17 protein-coding genes are annotated in these 15,863 nt (G+C 70.8%); 2 read left to right on the forward strand and 15 right to left on the reverse strand.

Annotated elements, in window-relative coordinates:
- Positions 1 to 109: 109 nt before the first annotated feature.
- The 15 genes from AB0N03_RS22850 to AB0N03_RS22920 form a co-directional block, all read right to left on the reverse strand.
- Positions 110 to 727, reverse strand: coding sequence for a nucleotidyltransferase family protein (locus tag AB0N03_RS22850; protein WP_364375065.1), 618 nt, complete (start codon positions 725 to 727; stop codon positions 110 to 112).
- Positions 720 to 1,550 (reverse strand): IclR family transcriptional regulator C-terminal domain-containing protein, encoded by an 831-nt coding sequence (locus AB0N03_RS22855; protein ID WP_364375068.1) that lies wholly within the window; start codon positions 1,548 to 1,550, stop codon positions 720 to 722. The genes AB0N03_RS22850 and AB0N03_RS22855 overlap by 8 nt, the downstream gene beginning before the upstream one ends.
- Before the next feature lie 10 nt (positions 1,551 to 1,560).
- Entirely contained in the window at positions 1,561 to 1,965 is a 405-nt protein-coding gene (pcaC, locus tag AB0N03_RS22860; protein ID WP_285998970.1) for a 4-carboxymuconolactone decarboxylase, read from the reverse strand.
- Between the two features lie 11 nt (positions 1,966 to 1,976).
- Positions 1,977 to 2,753 (reverse strand): 3-oxoadipate enol-lactonase, encoded by a 777-nt coding sequence (pcaD, locus tag AB0N03_RS22865; protein ID WP_364375072.1) that lies wholly within the window; start codon positions 2,751 to 2,753, stop codon positions 1,977 to 1,979.
- Positions 2,754 to 2,776: 23 nt separating this feature from the next.
- Positions 2,777 to 3,331 carry a protocatechuate 3,4-dioxygenase subunit alpha gene (gene pcaG / locus AB0N03_RS22870; RefSeq protein ID WP_364375075.1) on the reverse strand — a complete coding sequence of 185 codons (555 nt, stop codon included), beginning with the start codon at positions 3,329 to 3,331 and terminating at the stop codon, positions 2,777 to 2,779.
- A complete protein-coding gene (gene pcaH / locus AB0N03_RS22875) occupies positions 3,328 to 4,065 on the reverse strand; it encodes a protocatechuate 3,4-dioxygenase subunit beta (protein ID WP_364375078.1) in 738 nt (245 codons plus the stop codon). The genes pcaG and pcaH overlap by 4 nt, the downstream gene beginning before the upstream one ends.
- A 12-nt stretch (positions 4,066 to 4,077) precedes the next feature.
- Entirely contained in the window at positions 4,078 to 5,259 is a 1,182-nt protein-coding gene (locus AB0N03_RS22880) for a thiolase family protein (protein ID WP_364375081.1), read from the reverse strand.
- A complete protein-coding gene (locus AB0N03_RS22885) occupies positions 5,256 to 6,008 on the reverse strand; it encodes a CoA-transferase subunit beta (protein ID WP_364375084.1) in 753 nt (250 codons plus the stop codon). The genes AB0N03_RS22880 and AB0N03_RS22885 overlap by 4 nt, the downstream gene beginning before the upstream one ends.
- A complete protein-coding gene (locus AB0N03_RS22890; RefSeq protein WP_364375087.1) occupies positions 6,005 to 6,142 on the reverse strand; it encodes a hypothetical protein in 138 nt (45 codons plus the stop codon). Before AB0N03_RS22890 ends, AB0N03_RS22885 begins: the two co-directional genes overlap by 4 nt.
- Positions 6,139 to 6,948: a CoA-transferase gene (locus AB0N03_RS22895; RefSeq protein ID WP_364375090.1), complete on the reverse strand. Its 810-nt coding sequence runs from the start codon at positions 6,946 to 6,948 to the stop codon at positions 6,139 to 6,141. The genes AB0N03_RS22890 and AB0N03_RS22895 overlap by 4 nt, the downstream gene beginning before the upstream one ends.
- Positions 6,949 to 7,116: 168 nt before the next feature.
- Complete coding sequence (locus AB0N03_RS22900; RefSeq protein ID WP_364375093.1) at positions 7,117 to 8,418, reverse strand: glycoside hydrolase family 27 protein; 1,302 nt, start codon at positions 8,416 to 8,418, stop codon at positions 7,117 to 7,119.
- Positions 8,419 to 8,440: 22 nt separating this feature from the next.
- On the reverse strand, positions 8,441 to 9,274 hold the full coding sequence (locus tag AB0N03_RS22905) for a carbohydrate ABC transporter permease (RefSeq protein WP_364375096.1): 834 nt from the start codon (positions 9,272 to 9,274) through the stop codon (positions 8,441 to 8,443).
- A complete protein-coding gene (locus tag AB0N03_RS22910; RefSeq protein WP_364375099.1) occupies positions 9,274 to 10,227 on the reverse strand; it encodes a sugar ABC transporter permease in 954 nt (317 codons plus the stop codon). The genes AB0N03_RS22905 and AB0N03_RS22910 overlap by 1 nt, the downstream gene beginning before the upstream one ends.
- A complete protein-coding gene (locus AB0N03_RS22915; RefSeq protein ID WP_364375101.1) occupies positions 10,224 to 11,489 on the reverse strand; it encodes a sugar ABC transporter substrate-binding protein in 1,266 nt (421 codons plus the stop codon). Before AB0N03_RS22915 ends, AB0N03_RS22910 begins: the two co-directional genes overlap by 4 nt.
- Positions 11,490 to 11,509: 20 nt before the next feature.
- Entirely contained in the window at positions 11,510 to 12,700 is a 1,191-nt protein-coding gene (locus AB0N03_RS22920; protein WP_364375104.1) for an ROK family protein, read from the reverse strand.
- Positions 12,701 to 12,776: 76 nt separating this feature from the next.
- Between AB0N03_RS22920 and AB0N03_RS22925 the strand changes: the two genes are divergently transcribed.
- Together AB0N03_RS22925 and AB0N03_RS22930 are read left to right on the forward strand one after the other, a co-directional pair.
- Positions 12,777 to 14,864: an alpha-galactosidase gene (locus AB0N03_RS22925; RefSeq protein WP_364375107.1), complete on the forward strand. Its 2,088-nt coding sequence runs from the start codon at positions 12,777 to 12,779 to the stop codon at positions 14,862 to 14,864.
- Positions 14,865 to 14,970: 106 nt separating this feature from the next.
- A complete protein-coding gene (locus tag AB0N03_RS22930) occupies positions 14,971 to 15,858 on the forward strand; it encodes an SGNH/GDSL hydrolase family protein (RefSeq protein ID WP_364375110.1) in 888 nt (295 codons plus the stop codon).
- Positions 15,859 to 15,863 lie beyond the last annotated feature (5 nt).

The following is a 15,863-nucleotide window of genomic DNA, read 5'->3' on the forward strand; positions in this document are numbered from 1 at the left end:
ACCTGGGGAGTCGGCTTGCGTATCTGGAGGGTCGACTCGCGTACCTGGGGAGTCGGCTCGCGTACCTGGAGGGTCGGCTTGCGTTCGGCGTGGGTTGCGGTGGTGGGGGTCAGGTGGGGAGGTCGGCGCGGTGGTCGACGTCGCGGCCGCTGCCGAGGTCGGCGCACTCGATGAGCCTGAGGTCGGGGCGGCCGGCCAGCCAGTCTCGGGCGCCGCGGTCGCCTTGAGCGGTTTCGGCGATTTCGGCCCACCAGTGGCGGCCGAGGAGCACGGGGTGGCCGGGGACGCCGTCGTAGGCCGCGCGGGCGACGGTTTCGGGCGTCGCGCCGGCGGCGATCCGGGCGAGGATGTCGGCGCCCACCCACGGCAGGTCGACGAGGTGCACCAGCGCGGCGACGGGCCCGGTCTCGTCGGAAAGGGCGGCCAGGCCGGCCTTGAGGGAGGCACCCATGCCGGTCTCCCAGCCCTCGGCCCGTACGGCTTGGGCCGGGTCGGGCAGGAGCGCGCCGACCTCGTCGGCCGCCGCCCCGACGACGACTCGGATGGGGTCGCAACCGGCCGCGGCCAGAAGCGCGAGTGCGCGCAGGACGAGAGGTTGGCCGTCGAGTTCGGCGAGGGCTTTCGGGCCACCGAACCGGCGGCCGGCCCCGGCAGCGAGAAGGAGGCCGGCGACGGCAGGTATGGGCTCGCGGGGTGCCGAGTGCCGGGTCGGTCTGTGGTCAGCCATGGGCTCGGCCCGGGGCCCCGATGGCCAGGTCGGCTTCGATCGCGCGGGCCGTCTCCAGCAGGGGTGGTACCAGGTCCTTCGTCACCGACTCCGCCGTTGTGCGGCTTGCGTGCGTCGACAGGTTCACCGCCGCCACCACGCGGCCCGTGCGGTCGTGGATCGGGGCCGCCACCGAGCGGAGGCCTTCCTCCAGCTCCTGGTCCACCATGGCCCAGCCCTGGTCGGTCACCTTGGCCAGTTCCGTCCGGAGGCTCTCCGGGGCCGTGACCGTGCGGTCCGTCAAGCGATCCAGCTTCGCCACCACGAAGTACGCCTCCAGCTCCGCCTTGCTCAGGCCGGCCAGCAGGACGTGCCCCATCGACGTCGCGTACGCCGGGAAGCGGGTTCCCACGTTGATGCTCACCGTCATGATGCGCGAGACCGCCACCCGCGCCACGTAAACGATGTCCGTTCCCTCCAGGACCGATACCGAGCTCGACTCGTGGACCCCCGCTGACAGGTGCTCCAGGTGGGGCTGGGCCACCTCCGGGAGCGTCATGCTCGACAGGTACGAGTAGCCCAGCTCCAGGACGCGGGCCGTCAGCGAGAAGTACTTGCCGTCCGTGCGGACGTAGCCGAGGTCGGTCAGGGTCAGCAGGAAACGTCTGGCCGCCGCGCGGGTCAGGCCCGTCGCGCGGGCGACGTCGCTCAGGGTCAGCTCCGACGCGTCCGCGTGGAAGGCCTTGATCACGGCCAGCCCGCGCTCCAGCGACTGCACGTGGTGGGCACCACGGTGCGCCGGGTCGCTGTCCAGCTCGGCTTCGATGGGCCTCCCCGCGTCCATGCCCGGCACCTTATCCGGCGTCGGCCGGCCGGGCGCTCGGCTCGCCGAGCTCGGCGAGGGTGCGCTGGGCGATGGCGAACGCGGCGTTCGCCGCCGGCGCGCCGGCGTAGACCGCCGTGTGCAGGAGGACCTCGCCGATCTCCGCCGCCGTGAGCCCGTTGCGGATCGCGGCCCGGACGTGCATCGCCAGCTCGTTGTGCGCCTGCAGCGCGGTCAGCGCCGCCAGTGTGACGCAGCTGCGCGTCCGGCGGTCGAGGCCGTCGCGGGCCCAGACCGAGCCCCACGCGCCCTCGGTGATGTAGTCCTGGAACGGGCGGCTGAAGTCCGTGGTGCCCGCGACCGCGCGGTCCACGTGCTCGTCGCCGAGCACCTCGCGCCGGACCTTCATGCCCTGCTCGTGCCGATCTCCGGTCATGTCTTTCGGTGTCACAGCGCCTCCAGGTGCTCGAGGATCAGCCTCGTGAATTCTTCGGGCTGTTCGTAGTTGCCCAGGTGCGCGGCGTCCGGCACGACCTCCAGCCGCGCGCCCGGGATGCCCGCCGCGATCAGGTCGGCGTGGCCTTCCGGTGGGGTGGCCGGGTCGTCGGCGCCCGCGATCACCAGCGTCGGCGCGGTGATCTTCGGCAGCACGTCCAGCAGGTCCATCCGCTCGATCGCGCCGCAGCAGGCCGCGTAGCCCTCGGCCGGGACGGCGGCGATCATCGAGCGCAGGAACGCGGCGCGGTCCGGGTGCCGCTCGGCGTAGGCCGGCGTCAGCCAGCGGGTGACGCCGGCGGCGGCCACCGCACCGGTGCCTTTTTCGCGGACCGTCCGGGCTCGATCGGCCCACATCTGCGGTGGGCCGAGCTTCGCGGACGTGCAGCACAGCACCAGGCTCGCGATCCGGTCCGGGGCGTGGGCGCCGAGCCACATGCCCGTCATCCCGCCGAGCGACAAGCCCACGAGGTGTGCTTTCGCGACCCCGAGGTCTTCGAGCAGCGCGAGGAAGTCGAAGCCGAAATCCTCGAGGTCGTACGGCCCGGGCGGCACCGGCGAAGCGCCGTGGCCGCGCGTGTCGTAGCGGACCACGCGGAAGCCGCGCTCCAACAGCGGCACGACCTGGGGTTCCCACATCCGGAGGTCGCTGCCGAGCGATCCGCCGAACACCACCACCGGACCGTCTTCGGGCCCTTCGACGACCCTGTGCAGCCGGACTGCACCCACGCCGTCACCTCCGTTCGCGTTCGTCATAACCGGAAGAACACCGTCTCGCCCTCGCCCTGGAGGCGCACGTCGAAGCGGTAGCCGTCTTCGGTCTTCGCCGCGATCAAGGTGCCGCGCCGCTCCTCCGGGACCGTCGCCAGCACCGGGTCTGCCGAGTTGTCCTGGTCCTCGAAGTAGATCCGCGTGACGCACCGGTTGAGCAGGCCGCGCGCGAACACCGACACGTCGATGTGGCGGGCCTGCGTGGCGCCGCCCTCGCCGGGCACCGCCCCCGGGAGCAGGGTGAGGATCCCGTACGTGCCGTCGGGGGTGGTCGGGCAGCGGGCGAAGCCGCGGAAGTCGCCGGACGCCTCGCCGCGCGGGTCGTCGGGGTGGCGGAATCCACCGTCCGGATCGGCCTGCCACGTCTCGATCATGGCGTCCGGGACCGGGTCGCCGTTGCCGTCGCGGACGATGCCGCGGATCCAGAACGCACCGGGCGTGCCCTCGGGCACGACGTGCGGGCCGTCGGGCCAGGGCAGCCCGATCGACAGGTACGGGCCGACGGTCTGCGAAGGGGTGGGAAGCAGCTTGGTCATTCGTCTTCGTCCTCTTCCTCTTCGAACACCGACGCGTTGTGCCCGCGCAGCACGATGTCGAACTGGAACCCCAGCGCCCACTCCGACTGCGTGATCTCGTGGTCGTAGCGCGAAACCATGCGCTGCCGGGCCTTCTCGTCCGGGATGGAGTTGAAGATCGGGTCCTGGTAGAAGAGCGGGTCGTCCGGGAAGTACATCTGGGTGACCAGCCGCTGGGTGAACGCCGAGCCGAACACCGAGAAGTGGATGTGCGCGGGACGCCAGGCGTTGTCGTGGTTCTTCCACGGGTATGCGCCCGGCTTGATGGTAGTGAAGGTGTAGCGGCCGTCGCTGTCGGTCAGGGCGCGCCCGACGCCGTCGAAGTTCGGGTCGAGCGGCGACGGCCAGCGGTCGCCGGTGTGCCGGTAGCGGCCGCCCGCGTTCGCCTGCCAGATCTCGACGAGGGAGTCGCGCACCGGGCGGCCGTCGCCGTCGAGCAGCCGGCCGGTGACGATGATCCGCTGGCCCTGCGGCTCACCGTCGTGCCGGCGGGTGAGGTCGTTGTCGAGCTCGCCGAGACGGCCCGGGCCGAGCAGCGGGCCGGTGACCTCGGTCAGCATCTGCGGGAGCAGCACCAAGTCCTGCTTGGGGTGCCGCAGCGCCGTGGAGCGGTAGCCGGGGTAGCCGAGCGGCGGGTGCGTGCCTTCGGGGTCTTCGCCGTAGCGGGGCAGCCTGAATTCGGTCGGAGTAGCCACGTCTTCTCTCCCTTACCGGCCTTCGAGGACGACGGCCAGGCCCTGGCCGACGCCGATGCAGATGGCGGCGAGTCCCCAGCCACCGCCGCGGCGGTGGAGGTCGTGCGCCAGGGTGCCGAGGATGCGGCCGCCGGACGCGCCGAGCGGGTGGCCGATCGCGATCGCGCCGCCGTGGGTGTTCACGATCTCCGGGTCGAGCTTCTTCCAGTCGCGCAGGCAGGCCAGCGACTGCGCGGCGAAGGCCTCGTTGAGCTCGACGGCGGCCAGGTCGTCCCAGCCGATGCCGGCACGCTCGAGGGCGATTTCCGCCGCGCGCACCGGGCCGATGCCGAAGGCGTCCGGGTCGACGCCCGCCGCGCCGCGGCCGGCGATCCGGGCCAGCGGGGTCGCGTTGAGCCGGCTCGCGCTCGCTTCGTCGCCGAGGAGGAGCGCCGACGCGCCGTCGTTCAGCGGGGAGGCGTTGCCCGCCGTGACCGTGCCGTTTTCCTTGCGGAAGGCGGGCTTCAGCTTGGCCAGCTTCTCGGAGCTGGAGTCGGGCCGGATGCCCTCGTCGCGGGCCAGCTCCACGCCGTCGACCGGGACGACCATGTCGTCGTAGAAGCCTTCGTCCCACGCCTTCGCGGCGTTGACGTGGCTGCGGGCGGCGAAGGCGTCCTGCTCGTCGCGGCCGATGCCGTAGCGCTCGGCGAGCTTTTCGGTGGACTCGCCGAGGGAGATCGTCCACTGCGACGGCATCGCCGGGTTGACCATGCGCCAGCCGAGCGCGGTGTTGTAGAGGGTCTGGTTGCCGGCCGGGAAGGCCTTCTCCGGCTTGGGCATGACCAGCGGCGAGCGGGTCATGGACTCGACCCCGCCGGCGACGACCAGGGAGGCGTCGCCGACCTGGATCGCCCGGCTGGCCTGCATCACCGCGTCGAGACCGGAGCCGCACAGGCGGTTGACGGTGTTGCCGGGGACGCTCGTCGGCCAGCCGGCCAGGAGGGTGGCCATGCGGGCGACGTTGCGGTTGTCCTCGCCCGCGCCGTTCGCGTCGCCGAGGGTTACCTCGTCCACTGTGGACGGATCGAGGTCGGTACGCCGCTGGAGGGCCTTGAGGACCCCGGCGGCCAGGTCGTCCGGGCGGACGCCGGCCAGTGCGCCGCCGTAGCGGCCGAACGGGGTGCGGATCGCGTCGAGGACGTAGACGTCGGTCATGCCTTCTCCAGCTCTCGGAGCACGGTCAGCTCCTGTTCGGTCGGGGCGGGGGTGACCTTGAGGTCGTCGGCGACCTTCAGTTTCCACCCCGTCGCCTTGATCGCCTGGTCCAGCTCCACGCCCGGGTGCAGCTCGGTGAGGGTCAGCTCGGCCGTCTCCGGGTCGGGGCGCATCAGGCCGAGATCGGTGACGACCAGCGTCGGGCCCTGGCCCGGGAGGCCGAGCTTTTCGCGGTCGCCCTTGCCGGAGCCGTGGCCGAACGAGGTCACGAAGTCGACCTTCTCCACGAAGGCGCGGGGGCTCTGGCGCAGCACGATGAACACCTCGCCGCACGACGCCGCGATCTCCGGGGCGCCGCCCGCGCCCGGGAGGCGGACCTTCGGGTCGTGGTAGTCCGAGCCGATCACCGTCGTGTTGATGTTGCCGAACTTGTCCAGCTGGGCGGCGCCGAGGAAGCCGACGTCGATGCGGCCCGGCTGGAGCCAGTAGTTGAACACCTCCGGGACGCTGACCACGGCGTCGGCGGTGTCGGCCAGTTCGCCGTCGCCGATCGACAGCGGGAGGCGGGACGGCTTGGCGCCCAGGCAGCCGGATTCGTAGATCAGCGTGAGGTTCGGGGCGTGCGCGCGGCGGGCGAGGTTCGCCGCCTTGCTCGGGAGGCCGATGCCGACGAAGCAGGACATGCCGTCACCGAGGGCGCGGGCCGCCGCGACGCTCATCATCTCGTCGGCGGTGTAGTCGGTGCTCATGCCGGGACCTCCGCGGTCTTGCGGGCGTTGCCGGTGGTGGAGTCGAGCGCGGTGCTGCGGACCCGGCCGGGGGCCGCCGCCCCGGGGAAGGAGGCGGCGACCGGCCCGGCAGGCGCGTGCCGGGGGCGCCTCATGCCTTCACCCCGGTCAGCTCGTTCAGCCACTTCGTGAACTCCTCGCGGTCACGGCCCACTTCGTCCCACGCCTGGTACGCCGAGTTGTCGCGCTCGTAGTACCCGGCCGCGTACGACGGCTTCGCGCCGCCCGGGACCTCGGCCACCGCCGTGACCACCCAGGCCGGGAGGATCACCGCGCCCACCCGGGGCTCCAGCTCGTCGACGATTTCCTCCACCGTCACCAGAGAGCGCTTCGCCGCCAGGACCGCTTCCTTCTGGACGCCGGTGATGCCCCACATCTGGACGTTGCCCTGACGGTCGGCGCGCTGGGCGTGGACGATCGTGACGTCCGGGTTCAGCGCCGGGACCGCCGTGAGCCGCTCGCCGGTGAACGGGCACGTGATCGGCTTGATCGTCTCGGTCTGCGCGGGCAGGTCCGTGCCCGTGTAGCCGCGCAGCACCGCGAACGGCAGGCCGGACGCGCCGGCGACGTACCGGTTCGCCATGCCCGCGTGACTGTGTTCCTCGATCTCCAGCGGCACCGGCCAGTCGTGCTGGACCGCGTCACGGAAGCGGTGCAGCGAGCCGACGCCGGGGTTGCCGCCCCACGAGAAGATCAGCTTGCTCGCGCAGCCCGCGCCGATCAGCTGGTCGTACACGATGTCGGGGGTCATCCGCACCAGCGTGAGACCCCGCCGGCCCTGCCGGATGATCTCCTGCCCGGCCGCGACCGGGATGAGGTGCGTGAAGCCCTCGAGCGCGACGGTGTCGCCGTCGTGCACCAGCCGGCCGACGGCCTCCTCCAGTGACAGCAGCTCTGCCATCTCACTCTCCCGCATTCGTTCGCATGACGCACACTCGTTCTGCAACCGAACATAGCACGACGCCCGGGGGTCCGACCAGACGTCTTCCACCCAATGGATGACGCAGGCACGACGAAGGGGACTTTCCTCGCGTGCGCAGCGAGAAAAGTCCCCCTTCGAGAGAAAACGTCAGCCGATCCGCACCAGGCGAGAGCCGTGCGGCGGCACTGAAGAAGCCGTCCACGAGCCCCGGAACCGCCCGAGGTCCTTTCGCGCGACGAGGTCACGCACCGAGCGCGCCCCGGCAAGGTCCACCGTGATGTCCGCGGGCGTGGAACCCAGGTTGTAGACGGCCGCGTACACCCGGCCGTCCGGCGCGCGCTTCGTCCACACCTGGTGGTCGCCGCCGGTCACCTGAGTCGCGTAAGTACCCGACTGGTCGACCGCGATGACCTCGGGGTTCGTCAGGATCGACACCGCGGAGGCGTCCAGGAAGTAGATGTCTCCGCCGACGTACAGCGGCGAGGACGCCATGGACCAGAACGTCATCACGCTCTGCCGCTCGACGTCGGAGATCCCGTCCTGGATGCCGGACCCCGTGTTGTTGCTGATCGGCATCGAATCCAGGTCCGGCCGGTACTGCGGACCGAAAAGACCCTGCCAGCCGGGCAGGTCCGCCCACCGCGCCTTCACCGAGCTGTCCCAGCTGGACACCGTGTCGCAGTAGCACTCCATGTCGGTGTCGACCCGGACGCCGTTGACGTACGGCGCCAGGGCCGGGCCGATGGACCGCGGCACCGGCCACGCGCTCGCGGTCAGCCACATCGGCCGCCGTGAGTGATCGATGGCGGCCGACCACGCCTTGAGGTCCGCGACGTTGTCCGCGGTCGTCCCGTCGACCTTGAGGAAGTCGACGCCCCAGGAAGCGAAGCGGGCCACGATCGAGTCGTAGTACTTCTGCGCGCACGGGTTCGTGAAGTCGACCTTCCAGTTCCCGCCCCAGCCGTTGGACGGCGTCAGCGGCCGGTACGCGATGTCCTGGGCGTGGCACGAGGTCCCGGCGATCGGCGCGTTCTTGTCGTAGACCTCCTTCTCGAGCCCGGTCACGGCATACAGACCGAGCTTCAGGCCGAGCCCGTGCACGGAGGAGGCCAAAGCCGGGATACCGGACGGAAAGCGGCCCGGATCAGGCGTCGGAATCCCGTTGACGTCGGTGTGGAACACCCACGACAGGTCCGCGTTCCAGCCCGAATCGATGTTGACGTAGGTGTAGCCCGCAGATTTGAGCTTCGACGCCATGGCCGAAGCCGCGTCGCGGATGTGCCCTTCGTTCAGCCACGAAGTGCCGTAACCCGCGCGAGTGGACGACTCGAGGCTCCAGCTGCTCCAGCCCATGAACGGCTTGACGAACGGCGTCCGCGCGTCGGCCGACGGCACCAAAAAGACGGAAATACCCAGGACAGCGAGGAAAACGGATAGGAAGCGCTTCAATGAACACTCCTCGGTAGGGGACCTACTCCTTGAGCCCGCTCGCCGCGATCCCGCTGACGATGAACCGCTGGGCGACCAGGAACATCGCGACCAGCGGCGCGATGGTGACCAGAGCACCGGCGAACAGCGCCGGCAGGTTGACCGACTGGGCGGTCAGGAACGTCGAGAGCGCGATCTGCGCGGTCCACGACGACGGGTCCTGCCCGATCACCAGCGGCCACAGGAACGCGTTCCAGCTTTCGATGAACATCAGCGCGCCGAGCGACGCGATCATGCTCCCCGAGTTCGGCAGCACGAGCCGCCGGTAGACGCCGAGGTAGCCGAGCCCGTCGAGCCGGCCCGCTTCCTCGAGTTCGACGGGGAACCGCAGGTAGAAGTTGCGGAACAGGATCACGGTGAACGCGCTGAACAGGTTCGGCGCGATGATCCCCCACTCCGTGTTGACCCCGCCCATCGAGCCGACGACGACGAACGTCGGCACGAACGTCACCGACTGCGGGATCATCAGCGTGACCAGCACGTACGTGAACACCGCGCGCCGCCCGGGCACGTTGATCCGGGCCAGTGCGTACCCGGCCATCGAACCGAACAGCGTGCCGACCGGCGCCGTGCTGATCGCGACCAGGAACGAGTTCCACAACGAGTGCGCCATCGGCACCGACGCGTCGGCGAACAGGTCGCCGAAGTTGACCCACGAGAGCGGGTCCGGCAGCCACGACCAGTCCGGCGAGGTGACCTGCTGCCGCGTCATCAGCGCGTTGCGCAGCATGATGTAGAAGGGCAGCAGGAAGATCACCGACAGCACCGTGGCGAGGACGTACTTCGGCGCTTTCCGAGGGGCGGCGAGGACGGCCATCAGTCCTTCTTCCCGAAGCCGACGAACCGGCCCTGCAGCAGGGTGATCACGACGATGAGCACGGTCAGCAGGAAGGCGCCCGCCGAGCCGACGCCGTAGTTCTGGTCGCCGAGCGCGGAGTCGTAGAGGTAGACCAGCGGCGGCTTCACCGGCGCCGTCGCGGTGCCCGAAAGCCCGGTGCCGAACAGGTTGTAGAACTCGTCGAAGGCCTGGAACGCGGCGATCAGGATCAGCAGCAGCACCGCCACCGACGTGTTCCGCAGCTGCGGCAGCGTGAGGTAGCGGAAGGCCTGCCACTTCGTCGTGCCGTCCAGCTCGCCGGCCTCGTAGAGCGACGGCGAGATCGCCTGCAGCCCGGCCAGGAACAGGATCATGTACAGCCCGACCTGCAGCCACAGCCGAAGCGTCACCACCGCGACCCAGTACACCGGCGGGCTCGTCTCCGACAGCCACGGCACCGGGTCGGCGCCGAACAGCCCGCCGAGGACGTTCGCGACGCCCGAAGGCAGGCCGTTGAACAGCGCCATCTTCCACACCAGCGCCGCGACGACGTACGACACCGCCGCGGGGATGAGGAAGATCGTCCGGAAGAACGCCTTGCCCCGCTTGATGCTGTTGATCAGCACCGCGAGGCCGAGCGACGCGACGAACGTGATCGGCACGATGAACACGGTGAAGAGCGCGATCGTCGACAGCGACGTCAGGAAGGCGTCGTCACCGAGCAGGAACGCGTAGTTGTCGAAGCCGATCCAGTGCCCGATGGAGATGGTGCCGCGGGCGTCGTTGAAGCTGAGCAGGAAGCTCCACGCGATCGCGACGTACTTGAACAGCCCCAGCCCGATCACCACGGGCCCGGTCAGCACGGCGAACGCGCCGATCGCCCGCCAGTCCCGGCGACGGCGACGCTTCTTCGCCGCCACCGTGACCGTCGGAGCCTCCATCAAGGCGGTCATGCCAGCTGCTTGTCGACTTCGGCCTGGGCCTTCTTCGCCGCGTCCCCGAGCTCGGCGGCCGGGTCCGCCCCGTTCGCGATCTTCGTCGCGGCTTGCAGGAACAGCGTCGCCGAGGCCTTGTTCCACAGCCCCGAGTAGGACTTGCCGTTCTGCTGCGAGATCGTCACGGCGTCCTTCGCCGCCCCGCTGGAGAACTCGGTCGTCTGCGCGGCGACCGGCTTGCGGGCCGGGATGTGGAAGCCGTACTTGACGCACCAGTCCTTCTGCAGGTCGGCGTTCTTGATCCACAGCCAGTCGATGAACTTCTTGACGGCATCCAAGTTCTGAGACTTCGCGTTCGCCAGCTGGTACCAGCCGCCGACGCGGGCGACCGGCTTGCCGGCGTCGCCGAACTTCGGCCACGCGACGACGCCGAAGTCGTCTCCGAGCGCCTTCTTGATGTCCGGCAGCGACCACAGGCCGCCCCACTGCATCGCCGTGGCGCTGTTGGCGAACGCGCCGGGGTCGGACCAGTCGGTCGGGTAGCCCTGGAGCAGGCCGCCGGTGTCGTGCAGCTGCTTGAGCCCGGCGATCGCGGCGACGGCCTCGGGCGAGGCGAAGGCGACCTTCTTGCCGCTGCTGTCGAAGAAGTCGCCGCCGGACGACCAGAGCAGCAGCGTCGCGGCCTCGCCGACGCCGTCGGTGCCGACGTAGAGGCCCTTCTGCTTGCCCGTGGTGAGCTTCCGGGTCGCGTCGAGCAGCTCGGCAAACGTCCGCGGCGGCTGCACGCCCGCGGCCTGCAGCGCGCTCTTGCGGTAGTACAGCATCATGACGTCGTCGATCATCTTGACGCCGTAGACCTTGCCGTCGACCGTCACCGTGTCCAGCGCGGCCGGGCTGAAGTCGGCTTTCGCCGGCGCGATGACGTCGTCGAGCGGCGCGAGCAGGCCGTTCTTGACGTTCTGGTACCGGAAGTCGCCGAGCTCGAACAGGTCGGGCGCCTGCGCGGTGAGCATCGCCGAGTTGAGCTTGGTCTCGTAGTCGCCGGCGATCCAGCTGACGTGGATCGCGATGTCCGGGTTGGCCTTGGTGAACTCCTGCGCGTAGCGCTGGACGGCCTGCTGCGTCCCGGATTCGCCGTACGCGTGGTACCACTGCTGCAACGTGACCTTCGCCCCCGTTGTGGCGCCCGCGTTCTTGTTCAGCGGGTCCGAGGTGCAGCCCGCGAGGGCCGCTCCCCCGGCGAACAGCACGGAACCGACCAGGAAGCTTCTACGGTTCATGGGGCTCACGGGACTTCTCCTTAAACGCTCTCGGCGACGAAAAGGCTTTGGATGGCGACGGCGGCCGCGCCCCGCGCCCACTCCTCGAACGGCAGCGGCCGGATCACCAGGCCGCACCGGGCGGCACTGCCGAACGCCTGGACCGCGAAGGTCCGGCGGATCTGGTCCTCGAACAGGTCGTAGGTGGCGACGCCTTCCCCCGAGACGACGACTCGTTCCGGGCCGAACAGGTTGACCAGCGCGGCCAGCCCCAGCCCGATCGCGTGCCCGGCGGCGGCGAACACCTCGCGCAACGGCTCGTCACCGCCGCGAGCCCGCGTCACGGCGTCGGCCATGGTCAACCCGGGTTCTCCCGTGATGAGCCGGGCCCGGGTCAGGATCGCCTCGGTGGACGCGATCGCCTCGACGCAGCCCCGGCCGCCGCAGTGGCACAGCGGGCCGCCGTCGGCGACCGGCACGTGCCCGATCTCGCCGGCGACGCCGTGCGCGCCGCGGACCAGCGCGCCGTCGACGACCAGCGCGCTGCCGATCCCGGTACCCACGGTGACCAGCGCGAACGACGACGCGCCGACGCCCTCGCCGAACCACTGCTCGGCCACGGTCAGCGCCTTGACGTCGTTCTCCAGCGTCACGGTCAGCCCGGTCGCGCCTTCCAGCAGGGACGCCAAGGGGACGTCCCGCCAGCCGAGGAACGGCGAGTACCGGACGACGCCGGACGCGCGGTCGACGTCGCCGGACACCGCGACGCCCAGGCAATAGGCGCGCTCGCGGAGGTTGCTGGTGCCGTCCGGGGTCGGGCCGGCCAGCAGCTCGCCGACCAGGTCGGCCAGCGCCCGGACGACGTGGCCGGTGTCGTGGCTCGTCAGCGCGTGGTGGGCGCTGGCGCGGACGTCGGCGCGCAGGTCGGTGACCACGCCGATCAGGTCGTCGCCGGTGATCTTGACGCCGACGAAGTATTCGCGGTCGGGGCGGATCGCGAGCGGGTTGGCGGGGCGCCCGGCGCCGGGGCCGGTCCGCCCTTCGGAGGCGAGCTCTTCGAGGTAGCCGGCTTCGATGAAGGGCCGGGCCGCCTTGGTGACCGCGGCCGACGACAGACCCGTGCGCCGGGCGACGTCGACGCGGGAAACCGGCCCCTCGGTCAGGACCGTGGTGAACACGGTCGCTGCCGCGGGACTGGTGATCGGCGCCCTTGCCGGTGCACTGCGAGGCATGGCCGGAAGGGTAGGCAGGATTAATTAACTTCGTCAAGAATTTATTTTTCGGCTGGTCATGCCTACGCTCGGGATCATGTCGCTCGTCGAACACGACCCCGCGCACCGGCTCTGGCTGCTGCGCACCCCCGAGAGCTCGTACGCCTTCCGGCTCGACGCCGACGACCGGCCGCGGCACGTCCACTGGGGTCCGCCCCTGACGCTCTCCCAGGCCACGCAGGTCGCCGCGCGCCGCAACCCGGCCGACAGCAGCTTCGACGAGCCGGGTGACGAGCGACAGGAACTGCCGGCCGAAGGGGGCGCCTTCTTCGGCGTCGCGGCACTGGCCGTGCGGTACGAGGACGGGACGTCGGCGCTCGAGTGGCGGTACGCCGGGCACACCAGCACCGAGGACTCCCTGGTCGTGCGCCTCGCGGACCGGCATTTCCCGCTGGAGCTTTCGCTGCACTACCGCCTCCGCGGCGACGTCGTCGAGCGCTGGACGTCGTTGCGCAACACCGGCGAAGCTCCGATTTCCCTGCTGCGCACGGATTCCGCGTCCTGGACGCTCCCCCGGCGCGATGGCGCGCGGCTCACCCGGACGTCCGGCGCGTGGAGCGCCGAGTACGGCGTGCTGCGCGAAGTGTTGCCGGTCGGCGAAACCACGCTCACCAGCCGTCGGGGGGTGTCCAGCCACCAGGTCAACCCGTGGGTGATGCTCGACGCGGGCGACGCGACCGAGACGTCCGGCGAGGTGTGGTCGACCGCGCTGGCGTGGAGCGGGAGCTGGCGGATCACCGTCGAACACACGCACACCGGCCGCGTCACGTGGACCGGCGGGTTCGGCCACGAGCACGTCACCTGGCGGCTGCCACGCGGCGAAACCTGGGAGACGCCGGTGTTCGCCGGGCTCTACGCGGCCGACGGCTTCGGCGGCACGAGCCGGCGGTGGCACGCCTACGTCCGCGAGTTCGTCCAGCCGCACCCCGAGGAACTGCGGCCGATCGTCTACAACTCCTGGGAGGCCACCGGCTGGGACGTCGACGAGCGGACCGAAACCTCGCTGGCCGAGGCGGCCGCGAAGCTCGGCGCGGAACTGTTCGTCATGGACGACGGCTGGTTCGGCGCCCGCACCGGCGACACCGCCGGGCTCGGCGACTGGACCGCCAACGACCAGCGCTTCCCGGCCGGCTTGCGGCCCCTGGTCGACGCGGTGCACGCGCACGGGATGAAGTTCGGCCTGTGGGTCGAGCCGGAGATGGTCAACCCGGACAGCGACCTCTACCGCGCGCACCCGGACTGGGTGCTGCACATGGCGAACCGGTCACGGACCACGCTGCGGAACCAGCTCGTGCTGAACTTCGCGCGTCCCGACGTCGCGGACTGGGCGCACAAGTGGCTCGACCGGCTCGTGGGCGAGCACGGGATCGACTACCTCAAGTGGGACATGAACCGCGCGTTCACCGAGGCGGGCTGGCCGTCGGGCGACGATCCCGGACGGCTGTGGGTCGACCACGTCCGCGCGGTGTACGCGATCTTCGACCGGCTGCGGGCCGACCACCCGGGCCTGCGGATCCAGGGCTGCGCGGGCGGCGGCGGGCGCACCGACCTCGGGATCCTCGCGCGCACCGACGAGATCTGGGCGTCCGACAACACCGACGCGGCCGACCGGATCGCCATCCAGCACGGCTACGGCCAGCTCTACCCCGCCGGCACGATGTCGGCCTGGGTCACCGACAGCCCGAACCCGACCACCGGCCGCGAGGCGCCGCTGAGCTTCCGGTTCCACGTCGCGATGGCCGGGGTGCTCGGCCTGGGCGGCGACCTGCCGCGCTGGAGCGCCGCCGAACTCGACGAAGCGGCGTCGCTCGTCGCGCTGTACAAGGAAATCCGGCCGGTGGTGCAGCACGGGGAGCTCTACCGGCTGGCCGACCCGGCGAAGTCGGCACTGACGGCGGTGCAGTACGTGCTGGACGGCGAGGTGGTCGTGTTCTTCTGGCGGCGGCCGGCGGAGTTCGCGCGGCCGGTCACGCCGCCGCGACTGGCCGGGTTGGATCCGTCCTCGCGGTACCGCGACCGGGACGGCGTCGTGCACGACGGCGCGGTGCTGCTGAGCCACGGACTCGAGGTCGACCTGCCGGGGAGCGGGTACGCGAGCGCCGTCGTGCGGTTGACCAGGGTCTGATTACCCACGCCGATCGGCGTGACCGGGGCGGGTGACCTCGATTGACTTTCCACCGGCGGCGAGCTGAGTGTGAAAGTCCTTCACCACGCTCGCCAACGGAGGCAGCATGCGCAAGCGCCTGTCCGCTCTGCTCGTCGTGCCCGCGCTCGCCATGCTCGCCTTCGCCGCTCCGGCGTCGGCGAGTGCGGGCTACCACGAATACGTCGCCCTGGGTGACTCGTGGACCGCCGACGTCTTCGTCACCTTCCCGCCCACCACCGAGTTCACCCCGCTCGACTGCGCGCAGTCCACTTCGGACTACCCGCACGAGGTGGCGGGCGCGCTGGGCGTCGAGACCTTCCGCGACGCGAGCTGCGGCGGCGCCGCGACGCCCGACTTCACGCAGCCGCAGAAGCTGCCGCTGGGCGGGACGAACCCGCCGCAGTTCGACCGGCTCACGCCCACCACGGACCTGGTGACCGTCGGCATCGGCGGCAACGACATCGGGCTCGCCTCGGCCGTGACCAAGTGCCTCACCCTCCTGCCGGTGAGCACGTGCAAGGCCAAGTTCACCGCGGGCGGCGTCGACCAGCTGGAAAACGCTGTCGCGGCGTCCGAGCCGAAGGTCGCGAACGCGCTTCAGCAGATCCACGAGCGCTCGCCGCAGGCGCGGGTCCTGCTGGTGAACTACCTCGCCGGGCTGCCCGCGAGCGGGAAGGGGTGCTGGCCGGTGATCCCCATCGCCGACGGCGACGTCGCCTACCTGCAGGCCAAGTTCCTCCAGATGAACGCCATGCTCGCGCGGGTCGCCGCGGCCGACGACGCCGAACTCGTCGACACCTACACCCCGACCGTCGGGCACGACGCGTGCCAGGCGCCCACCGTGCGCTACGCCGAAGGCCTGATCCCGATCTCGACGAGCAACCCGCTGCTGCTCGCGTTCCCCTTCCACCCCAACGGCGCCGGGGCCGCGGCCCAGTCGGAGATCGTCCTGGACGCGGTTCGGCACGGCTGACTCGC

Source organism: Amycolatopsis sp. NPDC051061, from assembly GCF_040682935.1.
Classification (GTDB): Bacteria; Actinomycetota; Actinomycetes; order Mycobacteriales; family Pseudonocardiaceae; genus Amycolatopsis.

Coding starts and splice junctions, on each gene's coding strand:
- AB0N03_RS22850 (WP_364375065.1), bottom strand. CDS start 727: ATGGCTGACCACAGACCGACCCGGCACTCGGCACCCCGCGAGCCCATA.
- AB0N03_RS22855 (WP_364375068.1), bottom strand. CDS start 1,550: ATGGACGCGGGGAGGCCCATCGAAGCCGAGCTGGACAGCGACCCGGCG.
- pcaC (WP_285998970.1), bottom strand. CDS start 1,965: ATGACCGGAGATCGGCACGAGCAGGGCATGAAGGTCCGGCGCGAGGTG.
- pcaG (WP_364375075.1), bottom strand. CDS start 3,331: ATGACCAAGCTGCTTCCCACCCCTTCGCAGACCGTCGGCCCGTACCTG.
- AB0N03_RS22880 (WP_364375081.1), bottom strand. CDS start 5,259: ATGACCGACGTCTACGTCCTCGACGCGATCCGCACCCCGTTCGGCCGC.
- AB0N03_RS22885 (WP_364375084.1), bottom strand. CDS start 6,008: ATGAGCACCGACTACACCGCCGACGAGATGATGAGCGTCGCGGCGGCC.
- AB0N03_RS22890 (WP_364375087.1), bottom strand. CDS start 6,142: ATGAGGCGCCCCCGGCACGCGCCTGCCGGGCCGGTCGCCGCCTCCTTC.
- AB0N03_RS22895 (WP_364375090.1), bottom strand. CDS start 6,948: ATGGCAGAGCTGCTGTCACTGGAGGAGGCCGTCGGCCGGCTGGTGCAC.
- AB0N03_RS22905 (WP_364375096.1), bottom strand. CDS start 9,274: ATGGCCGTCCTCGCCGCCCCTCGGAAAGCGCCGAAGTACGTCCTCGCC.
- AB0N03_RS22910 (WP_364375099.1), bottom strand. CDS start 10,227: ATGACCGCCTTGATGGAGGCTCCGACGGTCACGGTGGCGGCGAAGAAG.
- AB0N03_RS22915 (WP_364375101.1), bottom strand. CDS start 11,489: ATGAACCGTAGAAGCTTCCTGGTCGGTTCCGTGCTGTTCGCCGGGGGA.
- AB0N03_RS22920 (WP_364375104.1), bottom strand. CDS start 12,700: ATGCCTCGCAGTGCACCGGCAAGGGCGCCGATCACCAGTCCCGCGGCA.
- AB0N03_RS22925 (WP_364375107.1), top strand. CDS start 12,777: ATGTCGCTCGTCGAACACGACCCCGCGCACCGGCTCTGGCTGCTGCGC.
- AB0N03_RS22930 (WP_364375110.1), top strand. CDS start 14,971: ATGCGCAAGCGCCTGTCCGCTCTGCTCGTCGTGCCCGCGCTCGCCATG.